The sequence below is a fragment of the Ferrovibrio sp. GW821-FHT12E11 genome (assembly GCF_058806975.1).
In genome coordinates, this window is the sequence record NZ_JBXAQG010000001.1 from 550053 (window position 1) to 564651 (window position 14599).

At 62.0% G+C, this 14599-nt stretch carries 14 protein-coding genes; all 14 read right to left on the reverse strand.

The window, feature by feature from the left end:
• Positions 1-30: 30 nt before the first annotated feature.
• Entirely contained in the window at positions 31-1251 is a 1221-nt protein-coding gene (locus AC1ROT_RS02785; protein WP_492997139.1) for an ABC transporter substrate-binding protein, read from the reverse strand.
• On the reverse strand, positions 1248-2096 hold the full coding sequence (locus AC1ROT_RS02790; RefSeq protein ID WP_492970246.1) for a GntR family transcriptional regulator: 849 nt from the start codon (positions 2094-2096) through the stop codon (positions 1248-1250). Before AC1ROT_RS02790 ends, AC1ROT_RS02785 begins: the two co-directional genes overlap by 4 nt.
• Before the next feature lie 32 nt (positions 2097-2128).
• Positions 2129-3187: an ABC transporter substrate-binding protein gene (locus AC1ROT_RS02795; RefSeq protein WP_492997140.1), complete on the reverse strand. Its 1059-nt coding sequence runs from the start codon at positions 3185-3187 to the stop codon at positions 2129-2131.
• Positions 3188-3212: 25 nt separating this feature from the next.
• A complete protein-coding gene (locus AC1ROT_RS02800) occupies positions 3213-4940 on the reverse strand; it encodes an N-acyl-D-amino-acid deacylase family protein (protein ID WP_492997141.1) in 1728 nt (575 codons plus the stop codon).
• A 30-nt stretch (positions 4941-4970) separates the two neighbouring features.
• Positions 4971-5834, reverse strand: coding sequence for an ABC transporter permease (locus AC1ROT_RS02805; RefSeq protein WP_492997142.1), 864 nt, complete (start codon positions 5832-5834; stop codon positions 4971-4973).
• Complete coding sequence (locus AC1ROT_RS02810; RefSeq protein WP_493001124.1) at positions 5831-6604, reverse strand: ABC transporter ATP-binding protein; 774 nt, start codon at positions 6602-6604, stop codon at positions 5831-5833. Before AC1ROT_RS02810 ends, AC1ROT_RS02805 begins: the two co-directional genes overlap by 4 nt.
• 280 nt (positions 6605-6884) lie before the next feature.
• Complete coding sequence (locus tag AC1ROT_RS02815; RefSeq protein ID WP_492997143.1) at positions 6885-7781, reverse strand: LysR family transcriptional regulator; 897 nt, start codon at positions 7779-7781, stop codon at positions 6885-6887.
• A gap of 62 nt (positions 7782-7843) precedes the next feature.
• Positions 7844-9142 (reverse strand): gallate dioxygenase, encoded by a 1299-nt coding sequence (locus AC1ROT_RS02820; protein ID WP_492997144.1) that lies wholly within the window; start codon positions 9140-9142, stop codon positions 7844-7846.
• 36 nt (positions 9143-9178) lie between these two features.
• Positions 9179-10084, reverse strand: coding sequence for a DUF1932 domain-containing protein (locus tag AC1ROT_RS02825; RefSeq protein WP_492997145.1), 906 nt, complete (start codon positions 10082-10084; stop codon positions 9179-9181).
• A gap of 4 nt (positions 10085-10088) precedes the next feature.
• On the reverse strand, positions 10089-10787 hold the full coding sequence (locus tag AC1ROT_RS02830) for a 4-carboxy-4-hydroxy-2-oxoadipate aldolase/oxaloacetate decarboxylase (RefSeq protein WP_492970239.1): 699 nt from the start codon (positions 10785-10787) through the stop codon (positions 10089-10091).
• Positions 10784-11503, reverse strand: a complete 720-nt coding sequence (locus AC1ROT_RS02835; protein ID WP_492970238.1) for a PIG-L deacetylase family protein — start codon at positions 11501-11503, stop codon at positions 10784-10786. Before AC1ROT_RS02835 ends, AC1ROT_RS02830 begins: the two co-directional genes overlap by 4 nt.
• Positions 11504-11527: 24 nt before the next feature.
• Positions 11528-12607 carry a 4-oxalomesaconate tautomerase gene (locus AC1ROT_RS02840; RefSeq protein WP_492997146.1) on the reverse strand — a complete coding sequence of 360 codons (1080 nt, stop codon included), beginning with the start codon at positions 12605-12607 and terminating at the stop codon, positions 11528-11530.
• A 19-nt stretch (positions 12608-12626) separates the two neighbouring features.
• Positions 12627-13589 (reverse strand): Bug family tripartite tricarboxylate transporter substrate binding protein, encoded by a 963-nt coding sequence (locus tag AC1ROT_RS02845; RefSeq protein ID WP_492970236.1) that lies wholly within the window; start codon positions 13587-13589, stop codon positions 12627-12629.
• 28 nt (positions 13590-13617) lie between these two features.
• Positions 13618-14496: an amidohydrolase family protein gene (locus tag AC1ROT_RS02850; protein ID WP_492997147.1), complete on the reverse strand. Its 879-nt coding sequence runs from the start codon at positions 14494-14496 to the stop codon at positions 13618-13620.
• Positions 14497-14599 lie beyond the last annotated feature (103 nt).

The window sequence follows — 14599 nt, forward strand, 5'->3', positions numbered from 1 at the left end:
CGGCGAACCGGCCCCGCATCGGATGGACGATCAGAGCTTCGGCGCCGGGAAGACCGGCTTGGCGTTGGCGAAGTCCTTGGGGAAGATCACCTTGATATCCTTCTGCAGGATCTGGGTGTTGACCGGGGCCGCGCCTTCGTTCTGGCCGTTGACGAACTTGGTCGGCCCGTAAGGCATGAAATGGTTCGACCAGCCCGAAGCCGCCAGCGCCTGGGTGATGGCGGCGCGGTCGGTGGAAGCCGCCCGCTCGACCGCATCGACCAGAAGGCGTATGCATTCGTGGTTGAGGAAGACTTCATAGGAGAAGAACTGCTTCTCCGCCTCGACCTTCTTCTTCAGTTCCAGAGCCACTGGGTTACGCGGATCGAACCAGTGATTGCAGTCCATGATGAACTCGGCCGCTTCCGGGAATTCCTGCACGAACCGGTACTGCGAGGCCGCGCCGCCGAGAATCGAGTAGATCGCCTTCGGCCGCACCTTCTGCTGACGCAGCGTGCGGGCCAGCAGCACGAATTCGTTGTAGTAATTCGAGGGAATCAGCAGGTCGGGGTTACGGCCCTTGATCTTCAGGGCGATGTTGTTGAAGTCGCGCGTCGGATTGGCGTGGGCGATGGTCTCGAGCACCTCGAAACCCATACCCGGCAGCTTGTCGTTCAGGGTCTTGGCCATGCCAGCGCCGAAGGCCGATTCCTCATGGACGATCATCACCGTCTTGGCCGGCTTGCCGGCCTGGTTGTTCATGGCGACCAGATTTTCCATGGCACTGTCGACGATCTTGCTCAGGCCGGGGCCGAAGCGGAAGGTATTGGTCAGGCCGCGCGTGACCACCTGGTCAACCACGCCGACATCGACGATGTGGGGAATATTGTGCTTGGCCGCAGCCTGGGTCGTGGTCAGCGCGATACCCGAGGCGAACGGGCCGATAATCGCCGCCACGCCCATTTCGTTCAGCTTCTCGACTTCAGCGGCGCCGACAGCCGCCTGGGACTGGGCGTCGGCATAGATCGGTTCGATCTTGGCGCCGCCCAGCGAGGCAATGCCGCCGTTGGCATTGATCGTGTCGATCGCCAGCTTGGCCCCGAGACGGCACTGCTGACCCGAGGGAGCCAGTGGGCCGGTGACGGGATGCAGAACACCAACCTTCAGGGTGCGCGGTTGCGCTTTCAGGATGGCAGGAAAGCCGGCGATGCCGGCGGTTGCAGCCGTTCCGGCGAGGAACAGACGGCGGGATACGCGTGGTGACTTGATCATGACTTCTTCTCCCTGTTTCTGGATCGTGGCGCAGACCTGGTTTCCCCGGTCGCCGGCGCCACGCTGGCCGACCAAGTATTGCGATCCTCGCCGCGCACGCGGTCGAGGCTCATGCGAAACTGATAGCGATCCGGACGATACAATCCGATGATGTATTCGACCGGACGCCCATGACTGTCATGCACGATGCGGTTGATGCGCAGCAACGGTGCGCCGATCGAGGTCTTGAGCAGCGGCGCCACTCGGGTATCGGCCAGAGTGGCTGACAATGTCTGGTCCGCACTGCCGATCACTACGCCCGAGCGCTCCAGCAGGGCCAGAAGCGGTTCTCGCGCCATTTCCTTGCGGCCGAATTTCCGACCGATATCAGCCGGCACATAAGTGGTGAGATGCGAGAATGGGCCATCGGCCAGCGAACGCACGCGCACCGCGCGCTGTACTTCCTCGCCTGGCGCGACCTGCAGCGCGGCGGCGACATCCGGGGCCGCCGGTTCATAGCCGAAATCGAGCAAAGCCACCTGGGTCTTGAGACCCATAGCCATCAGATTCTCGATCAGACCTTCAACGCCGCCATGGACCGGTGGCGGTTCATTCTTGCGCGCCATGACATGGGTGCCCCGACCGCGACCGCGGGTAACCAGCCCCTCGGCGGCCAGTTCGGCCAGAGCGCGTCGCGCCGTGATGCGCGACACGTTGAACTGCCGCGCCAGCTCCTCTTCGCCCGGCACCTGCATGCCGGCCGACAGCCGGCCTTCAACAATCTGGCCACGCAGAATCAGGAATATCTGGTGGTAGAGCGGCGTCGGCAACCGCTCATCCACCATCACCGTATTTTTCCTGCTCATGCCGATTGCCTCGCCCTTTGCCCGGGTTCGCTTCAGAGCCCACGCATCGCGGATTCGACAAACCGCAGATCGTAGGAATCCTCGAACTTGAAGCCCGCGGGAATACCCGGCTGACTGAGGGTCTTCAGCTCGTTGTCCAGGAAATCCAGATTCAGATCGAACTGGGCTTTGGTCGGAACCGGCGTTTTCATGTACATCCCGACATTGTTGGCAAAGGCCACTTCAAACAGGGCCGGATCCATATCGGCGAAGTACTCCTTGGCAAAGGCCTTGAAACCTGCCGGATCGCTGTCGATACCCTTCAGCGCCATGGCGATGCCCTTGCAGTAAGCCGTAAGCTCGTTCGGCTTGTCCTTAATCGTCTTCTCGCTGACGCTGGCCGTGATGTAGAGGTAGTCCTTCAATTCCGGCGGCGGATTGGTCACCATATTGAACAGATAGACGGCACCGAACTTCGATACCGCCATATCGGAGGCGGGTGACGACAGCACAAAGCCATCAATGGTGCCGCGTTCGAACGCGGCCAGGGTTGGCGAAACACCACCCTGGATCGGAACCAGGGTTGCATCCCGATCCGCATCGATCTTGGCCAGGCGCAGGAAATAGCGAGCCAGCTGATCCGGCCCGCCGCCCGCACCCGTGGTGCCGATTTTCAGGCCACGCAGAACCGCAGCCTTCTTTTCCGGCGGCGAAGCTTCGGTGATGCCGGCCTTGTCGGCAATCTCTTTCTTGATCACGACGTTGGAGGCAAATTTATTGACCCAGCCACAGATCATTTTGACCGGCTGGCGCCGGATCTGGACACGCATGTTCTGCGTCGGCGCACCCAGCAGGATATCGGCAGCGCCGCCGATCAGCGCATCCTGATTGACGCCGCGATTGGTTGCCGCCAGTTCGAGCTTCAGGCCGGCCTTGCTGAACAGGCCGGTCCCCTGCGCAAAATCTTCTGCGCCCCAGAGAAAGGATTTGGCATTCGAGCGCAAGCTCGATGCCGCCAGGCCGGTCTGACCGAAAGCTGGCATACCGAGGCTGCCGATGAAGCCGACCGACGCAACGCCCTGCAGAAACGCCCTACGCTCGATACCTTCCATGATCCCCTCCTCCGTTAAATCCGATTCAACTGACGGCCGGTGCGCTGCGCAGCACATGGCCCGGCAGCCTGACGCCAGCCGGCATGTCTTCCCCTGGCGGCGGCAGCACCGTGCCGTTGACAATGACGGTATGAATGCCTGAGGCCCGGGATATCAGTCGATCTGCGCCGGCAGGCAGGTCATAAACGCGCTCAAGCGGGCCGGCACCGATGGTGGCTGGATCGAAGACCACAACATCGGCCGGCTTCCCGACGGCGAGCAGGCCGCGATCGGTGATACCGAAAATCGCCGCAGTGCGCCCGGTCAGCATATGCACACCACGCTCCAGGCTGAACGACTTCTTCTCCCGTACCCAGTAGCCGAGCAGATGCGTCGCATAACAGGCATCGCAGAGCTGCGAGAGATGCGCGCCGCCATCGCCGAGTCCCACCACGGTGTTGGGATCGCGCAGCAGTTCTTCCACTTCGTCTTCCTGGAAATTGACCAGCGGCATGCGGAAACGGGTACGCAGGTTACTATCCACGGCCAGGTCGAGAATCAGATCGACAGGGGATACCCCCTTCTCCGCGGCAACATCCTCCAGCTTGCGACCGACCAGTTCAGGATGTTCTTCGCAATAACTGATCTCGGTCAGTTTCCAGGAAGCGCGGCGCATCTCGCCTTCGTCCTTGCCGCCGGAGAAATCGCTATCCCGGCCGCCGCGGCCCGCCACCTCTTCACGGAACTGGTGCCGGAAGGCCGCATCCTTATAAATGGCCAGCAGCTCGGCCTCGCTTTTGGCGACCCGCACCGGCTTGAACAGGCTCCAGGTGTCGAAAACCACCGGCGAGCGGAAGTCGAACTCACTGACAATCGGCCGGCAGGCGACCTGGGGATAGATTGGCTTGCCTTCGGCCAGCAACTGACTGGTGCGCGCTAGGCTTTCGCGATGCCGTCCGGGACCGAGTTGCCCCGACAACAGGGCTGTCCAGCAGACCGGGCGGCCACTTTCTTCATGCATGGCTAGATACTGGTCGAACAACGGTTCACGCGCGCCGTTGAAGTGAATCACGCCGCTGCCGGCTTCGCCAACGGCACGCGCCAGGGCCTTCAATTCATCGAATTCAGCCAGACGACTGGGAATCGGCTTACCGTCGAAGCCGATATGGATGCGCGAGACCGACGTGGCGAAGGCAATGGCGCCGGCCTGCATGCCTTCCCGTACGATATCCTGCATCTGCCGAATCTCGTCGGGGGTTGCCGCGCGTTCCACGGCTTCCTCGCCCATCACATAAAGGCGGGTCGGGGTGTGTCCGATCATGACGCCGACATTGATTGCCGTGCCGCGCTGCTCAAGCGCTGTGAGATACTCCGGGAAGGTCACAAACGGCCAGTCATCGCCCAGCGCGGCTTCAAGAGCATCCAGGGGCATTGCCTCGACGCGCTCAAGCGTGCGCAGGATCAGGCTCCGATCCTTGGGGCGCGTCGGCGCAATGCCGAACCCACAGCTTCCCATCACCACACTGGTAACGCCATGCCAGGGGGAAATCGTCAGCATCGGATCCCAGAAGACCTGGGCGTCATAATGCGTGTGAATGTCGACAAACCCGGGAGAGACCACCAAACCGTCGGCATCGATCGTACGGTTGGCCGCATCAGGCGCATCGCCCAGGGCAACAACACGACCATCCTTGATCCCGACATCGCCGCGGTAGCCCGGCGCCCCGGTGCCATCGATAATCGTGCCGCCAACAATCTTCAGGTCATACGCCATTCCGGTCCTCTTCAGATAAAACCACGGCCGTCATTTCGCTTCACGCCAGCGCAGCAGATGGTTTTCCAAGGCCTTGAGGCCACTATTCAGGGCAATGCCGGTTACCGCCAGAACCACCAGACCGGCAAAAACTCCCGCCGTATCGAAAAGTCCGGACGCCTGCCCGATCAGGAAGCCGATGCCGCGATTGGAAGAAATCAATTCGCCCACCACCGCGCCGATCAGGGCATAGGGCACCGAGACCTTCAGGCCGGTGAGAACCCAGGCGGCCGCCGAAGGGAAAATCACATGGCGCAAGAGTTGCCAGCTGTTGGCGCCCATGATGCGCGCGGCATTGATATGGATCGAACTGACATCGCGTACGCCGGCGAAGGTATTGAGAAAAACCAGGAAGAATACGATCAGAGCCGACATCGCGATCTTGCTTTCGATGCCGATGCCGAACCACATGATCAAAAGCGGCGCCAGCGCAATCTTGGGCAGGCAGTAGATCGCCGTGATATAAGGGTCAAAAAGCCGCGCGGTGGTATCCGAGCGCCCGAGCAGAAACCCGATGAAGAAGCCGGTTGTACTGCCGATGACGAAACCGGCCGCCATGGCCTGCATAGTGTAGGAGAAGGCATTGGCCAGTGTTCCGTTGCGCAGCCAAAGCCACAGCTTCACGGCAACTTCCAACGGCGAAGATATGAAAAAGGGATCGATCAGCCGGCCGGATGCAAACTGCCAGAGCGCCAGGATGGCAATGCCAATAGCGACCTGACCGATCCGTATGCCCCATCGCCGCGCGCGCTCTGCCCGTTCGGCGGCACGGACGAATTGCCCGGGCGCAGAATGTCCGGGTGCCTTGCGGATTTCGCCGGCATCGAATGGCTTGTTGGCCGTATCGCTGCTCATGCGCGACCCGCCGCGACAATTTCGGGCGCCAGCGCGTCCCACAATTCGTTGTAAAGCGCGCGGAAATCCGGATCGAACTGCAGCTTGAACACATCCCGCGGCCGGGGCAAGTCGATGGACTTGATCGCCTTAATACGCCCGGGGCGGCCACTGAAAATCACCACCCGATCCGACAGCGCAATGGCCTCGGCAAGATCGTGCGTTACAAAGACAATGGTTTTGCGGGTTTCTTCCCAGATTCGGCTCAACTCGCCCTGCATCACCAGCTTCAACTGCGCATCGAGCGCCCCGAAGGGTTCGTCCATCAGCAGCGTGCCGGGGTCATAGGCCAGCACCTGGGCAAGCGCGACACGCTTGCGCATGCCGCCCGACAGTTCCGACGGGAAATGCCTGCGGAAACCGTCGAGACCGACCATATCCAGCATCTTCGTGACTCTGGCTTCGGCCTCCGCCTTCGAGAAGCCACGCAGATGCAGGGGAAAAGCAACATTTTCCTCTGCCGTGCGCCAGGGCAGCAGACTGTCGGCCTGGGTCATGTAGCCAACATGGGTGTTGGTGCCGCTGACAGCCCGACCGTCATGGATCAGGTTCCCGCCCGTCGGCTCCACAATGCCGGCGATCATATTGAGCAGGGTTGACTTGCCGCAACCACTGGGGCCGACAAAGGAAACGAAGGAACCAGCTTCGATATCCAGCGAGGTTGGCAGCAATGCCGACACTTCGCGGCCGCGGGCCACGAAGACTTTACTGACATCCCGGATGGCTATCATCGGCACGCGGCCCGAATCCCTCAATTGTTACATTGATAATACAATAGGGGGATTGCAGGATGGTCAACAGATTTCTTGCCCACAGGGCAGACAGTCCCATGCTGCGCCGCATTATGGTCAAAGATGAAGCATGCTGAGCGGAACCAGCGGTCAAGCCGCAGGCAGCGTGATGCCTTAGACGGCATCGCTCCTCATCGGTACGTTTCAGGAAGGGGATATGGAAGCGGACAGACGTTTCGTTGCGGTCATCGACCGAACCGGCCGAATCGAAATGCCGAAGTTATGCCGTAGCTTTGACATGCTTGCGCAGCAGCGCGAGCAGAGTATCAGCGGCGGGTGACAGCGGCACGCCGCGACGCGCCACGACACCCAGCGTACGCGAAACGGTGGGATTTCGTAGCGGCACAGCGACCACGCCGGGCGAATCCGCCACATTGACGGCCAGTTGCGGCACCACCGCCAGACCCAGGCCGGCGCGCACCAGTCCAATGGCGCTGACCACATGCTGGACCTCATACCGCCAGGTCATTTCCTCACGCCGGGCGCCCAACGCGTCGTCGATCAGTTGGCGATTGCCGGTCTGGGTACTGACCCTGACCAGCGGTTCGCCCTGCAGGGATGACCAGCTAACCGATTTCTGCGTCGCCAGTGGATGGGCGGTGGCGCAGATCAACATAAAGGGCTCCTTCATCAGCGGCGTGATTTCGAGGTCCCAACGGTCGGTGGCGACAATCGTGATGCCAAATTCAGCCTCGCCGCTATGCACCTTCTCCGCAATCTCCGACTTGGAATTGTCGAGCACGCGGATATTCAGGTCTGGAAAGGTCTTGCGTAGCTGTCCCAGCAACGGCGGCAGATAATGCACCGCAATGGTGGGCAGGCAACCGATCACCAACTTTTCCTGCCTCGCCCGCCCCTGCTGTCGCAGTTCATCGAAAGACGCAGAGATATCCGCCATCAGGCGACGGGCATTGGGCAAGAGTTCGACGCCTGCCGGGGTAAGCGCCACATGCCGCGTGGTGCGGGTCAGCAGTTTGACGCCGAGATCATCCTCCAGCTTTTTCATGCGATGGCTGAGGGCCGTCTGCGAAAGGTTCAGATTCGCGGCAGCACGATGGAAGCTCCCGTGATCGGCAATGCTCAGAAAGGCCTCAAGGCCCAGAAAATCAATCCGCATCGGCGTTCCGCTTCAGGCGTCTCATTGCCCCGTGTGGCATCCTGTTTAGCATCGCCGGGCGCTTATGTCTTGGCCGGCTTATCCCAGCTCTGCGCCCCGGCGCTCTTGCCGGCAACAGAATATAGGGCACCCGGCGCATTGCGGGTCTTCTGGAAATCCTCAAGCGTCTCGCCGCGCATGGCGGCATAGATATGCAGATTAGAGATGCCCGTCACCGCACCGAGCTTTTCCAGCACAAAGAAAATTGCGCCATAGTGGATCAGGCCACGCCAGTCGCGCCGCCGGATCAGGTCACGCTCCTCCACCGACAGGCCTGCCTTTTCAAAAGCCGCATCGGCATCGGCCAGAAAAGCCTCGCGATGGGCCAGGATGACCAGATCGTGCAGAAACCGGTTGATGCGATGCGCCTTCACGCTGCGCTGTAATGTGTAGGGGTAAGTGCCTTCCAGCTTTTCCGCACCCGCCATCTGGCGATCGATATGGGTGCGCTGGGCGGCGACGGCCTCCTGCGACGGTACGATATCTTCAGCGTTCTCGTAGATCGCCGTGGCAATGCTGGTCATGGACGGCAGGTAATGGGTCTGGTGCAGCTTTCTGACCTTCTCGTTCATGGCGCCGCGCATGATAAGCCACATGATCACTTCCGAGCCTTCCATGCCGCCCAGGGTGGCATATTCGGCATGGGTCATCTGCGTCAGTTTCTGCGGATTTTTCTCGAACAATTCCAGGAATTCCATATCCCAGTCGGTGTTGTTGAAGCCGGCACGTTCGCCATGCACCTGATGCGACAGCCCACCGGTAGCCAGGATCGCGACTTTCAGGTCTTCTGGATAGCTCTCAATGGCGCGACGCAGCGCCTGCCCCAGCTTCCAGCAGCGCAGCGCGCTCGGAATGGGGAACTGCAGCACGCCAACCTGCAGCGGGATGATCGGCACTGGCCAGCCCGTCTTGTGCTCCATCAGCATGGACAGCGGCGAGAAGCAGCCGTGGTCCAGAGCGCGGTTCTGGAAAAACGACATATCGAATTCATCGGCCATCAGCGATGCGCCGATATGTTGTGCCAGCGCCGCATGGCCGCCGACCGGTGGCAGGTCACGGGCACCGCCGCCTTCATCGGCAACCTTGTATTCGTTGCCGATGCCGAGTGCGAAAGCCGAATAATGGTCAAAGAAGAAGGACGTGATGTGATCGTTGTAGATCACGAAGAACACATCGGGCTTCCGGTCGGCGATCCAGTCGCGGATCGGTTCATAGGCCGTGAAAATCGGACCCCAGACCGGATCATCCTTCGTTTTCCAGTCATGCGCGAATCCGATGGTGGGCGTGTGCGAGGTGGCGATCGAGCCGATGATGCGGGCCATGGCATGGAACCGTTGGTAAAAGGAACAGCGAAGAGTTTACGACTGTGCCGTCTGCCGCACCAGCAGGGCAGCGGCGATGGCGCGTCCATCTTTCGGCACCGGGCCGGCAAAGCGTGATGCAAGATCGAGATCGGCAACCCACTGCTGGTGCTCCGCCGTCGCCGCCGGCATGAAATGGCTCAGACCGGCAGCTTCCAGCGTATCGACCACCTCTCGCATCTCGGCGGCGCGGCGTTTGCCATGCACCACCACACGCTCCATGACATGATTGGCCAGCGCGGCGAAATCCTTTTTCGACAGATAATCGCTGATTGACGGCACCACGCGGCTCTCGACGCCGAGCTTTACGGCGGCAACCATGCATTCCATCACAACGCTTTCGATGCCCTTGATTGCAATACTGCGCACCATCTTCACGGTGGAGGCATCGCCCGACTCATCTGACACCACTTCCAGGTCCATGCCCAGCGCGGTCAGAATCGGCGCCACCCTGGCCGCACCCGCGCCACTGAGCAGCAGCGGCGTCTTGTGCAGTTTCGGATAAACCGGCGCCATCACCGCGACATCAACTGTTTCGACACCGCCTTCGGCCAACGACAGGGCGGCCGCCGTCTTGCGGAACGGGGCGGCGGAATTGATGTCGAGAAACAGCAGGCCAGGCCGTATTGCGGGCAGAATGCTGGCGGCCGCCTGGATCACTTGGTCGGCGGTCACCGCGGAGATCACGATATCGGCGGATTCCGCTGCGGCCGTGGCGCTTACGGCCACCGTCACGCCCAGCGCTGCACACTCGCGCCGCTTGCCCTCGGCCCGGGCCGGATCGTCTAGCAACAGATCGTAGGCCGTGACCGAACAGGGCATCGCCTCATTGCGCCACCCCCTGGTGAAAGCCTGCGCGGCCTCGCCGAAACCGATGAAGGCAATACGTGGATGATTGGTCATGACATCAGTTCCCCTTGTAGGGATGATCGACATAGACCAGTCCGGCAGCCGCCAGTCCCTCGCGCATCTTGTACATATCGAGGCCCAGCACGCCCGAGGCCAGTTTTGCGCGCTTTTCGCCTTCGTTGGCTTCGCGGGCCTGACCGGCCTTGGCGACCGTCGCGGCATCGGCGGCCGGGATGACCGCCACGCCGTCGTCATCGGCCACGACGACATCACCGGGATTGACCGGAGCCCCGGCGCAGACCACCGGCACATTCACGCTACCCAGCGTCGCCTTGACGGTGCCGCGCGCATTGATCGCCTTTGACCAGACCGGGAAACCCATCTCGCGCAGCGTCTTCACATCGCGGCAGCCGGCATCGATCACGAGGCCGACCACGCCCCTGGCCTTGAGCGACGTCGCCAGCAGGTCGCCGAACATGCCGTCGCTGTTCTCCGTCGTGCAGGCCACCACAAGGATGTCACCCTTCTGGCACTGCTCGACGGCCACATGCAGCATCCAGTTGTCGCCTGGCTGCGCCAGCACGGTGACCGCATTGCCGGCCACCTGCGCGCCCGGCCAGATCGGTCGCATATAGGTCTTCATCAGGTTGGGGGAACGGCTCGAGGCCTCGTGGCTGGTGGAAACACCCAGCCCGGCCAGCACATCCACCGTGGCCTGATCGACGCGCGGAATGTTGCGGACGACGACCGGTTTCATGACAGCGTACTCACGACGGCGGGGAACAGCCGCTGATAGGCCTCGCCATAGGTCATAGCGATGCCGGCATTGCGGCCGCCCTGCATGCCGCGGTTGAGCGCGACGCGCGAGTAGTATTCCCACAGGTGCTTCTGCGCGGCGAGAATCTGGAAGGCCTTGTATTTGGTCTCCCAGACCTCATCGATATTCAGGATTACCTGCGGTTTGAAATTGCACTGCTCGGGCTGGTGCGGCTCGAACAGGAAGACCGGCGGCGCGGTATAGGCACGCTCGGGATCGGGCTTGTGGCCGGCAGCCTGGGCGATGATGCGAGCCTCCTGCGCGATATGCGCGGCCAGCGGATGGTCGAAGTTATATGGATCCTCCAGCGCATGGGTCAGCACGAATTTCGGCTTCACTTCGCGGTAGATATCGACCAGCCGATCCAGCATCTCGTCGGTCTGGCGCAGCGGATAATCGCCGGCATCGAAGAATTCGATCTCAGCACCCAGAACCTCGGCGGCCTTCTGCGATTCCTCGCGGCGCTGCGCCTTCACGTCCTCCAGCTTCACCCCGGCCTTCTTCCAGGCCCACTGGCTCTCGCCGCGCTCGCCATAGGCCAGGCAGACAATCTTGACGCGATAGCCCTGCTTCACATGCAGTGCGATGGCGCCGCCGGCGCGCCAGACGAAATCGCCCGGATGGGCCGTGACGACGAGACCTGTTTTCTCAGCCATGCAACACTCTCCTCACCACTTGATTTACGCGGCGCCGCGCAGGAAGACGCGGCCGTCGAACAGGGCGCGCGCCGTGCGCAGCAGGCCGGCGCGGGTGATCACCGGCTGGTTGCCGCTCTCATCCACTTCCAGCCGCACGGTGAATTCGCCGGTCGGATGCTCTACCGACATCACCTTGACCGGGCCGACGGGAATCCGCGTGACACTGGCCGCCGGCGAACCGGGCAGCACGCAGGCGGTGGCCACCGTCACGGCGGCGAAAACACCGATCGAGGCGTGGCATTCATGCGGGATGAAGCTGCGGGTACACAGATGGCCACCCGCCGTCTGCGGTGGCGCCACCAGCGCGATCTTGGGCACCACGCGTTTCGACACATCACCCAGGTTCATCAAGGGTCCGGCGGCAAGGCGAATCTCCTCCAGCCGTGCCTTCAGCGTCACGTCCTTGTCGAGCTGGTCGCGCGGCTCGTAGCCGGTGCGACCCACCGCATCGGCGCGCAGCACAATGACCGGCATGCCATTGTCGATCAATGTGACATCCACGCCGGCAACGCGGTCTACCGTGTTGCCGGTTGGCAGCAAGCTGCCGCAAACCGAGCCTGCTGCATCCAGGAAATCTATGGCAACCGGCGCCGCCGTGCCGGGCACCCCGTCGATGTGCGCATCGCCGCCATAAACAACGCTGCCATCCGGCGTCTGCACCAGGATATCGGCAATCGTACCGGTGTTGATGGTCTTCACCTTGACCCGGGTTTCCGGACTGCCGGCCTTGATCAGGCCGCGCTCAATGGCAAAGGGCGCCACGCCGGCCAGGATGTTACCGCAGTTCGGCGTCGTATCCACCACCGGCTCGCTCACACTGACCTGGCAGAACAGAAAATCGATGTCGCAGGCCGGGTCACTGGAGCGCGATACGATCGCCACCTTGCTGGTCAGCGGATGGGCGCCACCGATGCCATCGACCTGGCGCACATCGGGCGAGCCCATCACCTGCAGCAGGATGCGATCGCGTACTGCGATATCGGCCGGCAGGTCCTCGGCGAGAAAATAGGCCCCCTTCGAGGTGCCGCCCCGCATCATCATGCAGCGGATGCTATCCTGCATCGCCCACTCCTCTTCCACGTTACTGTTTCGGCACACCGGCTGAGTCGATCACCACAGACCACCGCGCGATATCATCCTTCAGCCGCTTGCCCAGTTCCTCTGGCGTGCTGGCCTTGGCCTCGATGCCCAGTTCCAGCAGACGCTTCTTCAGCCCATCGTCGGTCAGAACCTCGCGCATGGTCCTGTTCAGCAGCGCCACCCCCTCGGCCGGCGTTCCAGCGCGAGCGAACAAAGCATTCCAAGACGTGACGTCGTAGCCGCGCACGCCCTGCTCGGCCACGGTAGCCGTCTGCGGCAGCAGCTCGGACCGCGCGGCACCCGAGGTGGCCAACGCAATCAGGCGCTTGTCGTCCAACCCAGATTTCAATGAGGCATAGGAGTCGATCACCAGATCGACATCGTTGCGCAGCAGACCGACCAGGGCATCAGGCGTGGCGCGGAAGGGCACCATCACCACCTTGATCTTGGCCTCGCTGGCGAACAGCAGGCCCGAGAGATGCTGCGTGCTGCCGACATTGATGGTGCCAATATTCAGGGTGCCCGGCTTGGCCTGCGCCGCCTTGATGAAATCGCCTAAGCCGCGATAGGCCGCCGCGCCATTGCCGGCCAGTACGAAATCGAAGGTGCCCATGGTGGAGATCGGCACGAAATCCTTCACCGGATCGAAAGGCAGGCTCTTGAATAGCGGCACGCTGACCGCCGTGCCGTTGCTGAACAGTGCCAGCGTATAGCCATCGGCCGGCGCCGCCAGCGCACGCTGGGCGGCCAGGCCGCCGCCGGCGCCAGGCAGGTTCTCAATGACAAAACGCTGGCCCAGCTTGTCACCCATCTTCTCGGTGACAAGCCGCACGGTGATATCGGCCACACCGCCAGCGCCAAACGGTACCGTCACGCGGATCGGACGGCTGGGATAGGTTTCCGCCTGTGCCGCACCGATGGCGGTGGCGAGTAACCCGAGGATGACAGCCGCTTTCCGGATCATGCGTTTCGCTCCGATGTTTTTTTATGAGTCAGACCGTGAAGCCGAACAGCCGCGTCGGGTTGTCGACCAGCAGCTTGCGCTGCAGCTCCGCTGTCGGCGCGAACAGCGGCACCAGATCGACCAGGTCGCCGTCGTCGGGCATCAGCGTCACATTGGGATGCGGCCAGTCGGTGCCCCAGAGCACGCGATCCGCATCGATCTCGATCAGGCGGCGCGCGAACGGCGCGGCATCGTGGAACGGCGCGCCGGTGGCGGTAACCCGCTCGGGGCAGGTCAGTTTGACCCAGCATTTCCGGTCGCGTTCGAACAGCCGCAGCAATGTCTGAAAACCTGGCTGGTCGATGCCGGCCGCCGCATCAGGCACGCCCATGTGATCGATCACGTAGGCCACCGGCAGGCCGGCCAGGATCGGCAGGAAAGGCTCCAGCCCGGTCACCGGCAGGTAGAGGTCGACATGCCAGTCGAGCGGCGCGATACGGCGCATGATACGGCCGAAGGCATCCATGTCGGGCAAGGCGCCGAGACGCGGCAAAAAGGTGAAGCGGCAGCCCTTGATACCAGCGGTGTTCAGTGCCGCCAGTTCGGCATCGCTGAAGCTCTCATCGACATTGGCGATGCCCTTGTAGCGGCCGTTGCTCTGTGCAATCGCATCGGTGACAACACGGTTGTCGCGCCCATGCGGCGTCGCATTGACGATGACGGCACGCTCGACGCCCAGCCGGGCATGCAGCGCCTTGAACATCGCCAGCGGCGCATCGGGCGGCGTGTAGGGCCGCTCCGGCACATAAGGGTACAGGCTGTTGGGCCCGAAGATATGGCAATGGGTGTCGCAACTGCCGGACGGCAGACGAAACACGGGCGGCCGCGGATCGGGATGCGGCGGCGCGATTGTTGGATGGACTGTCATCGGCGTTCCTACCTGGAGAGGCAGGATGCGAAAAGATCGATACCTGAATCAAATGATATGAATTCGATATTTAATGAATAGAAATCATGAAATGTGAAGCGTT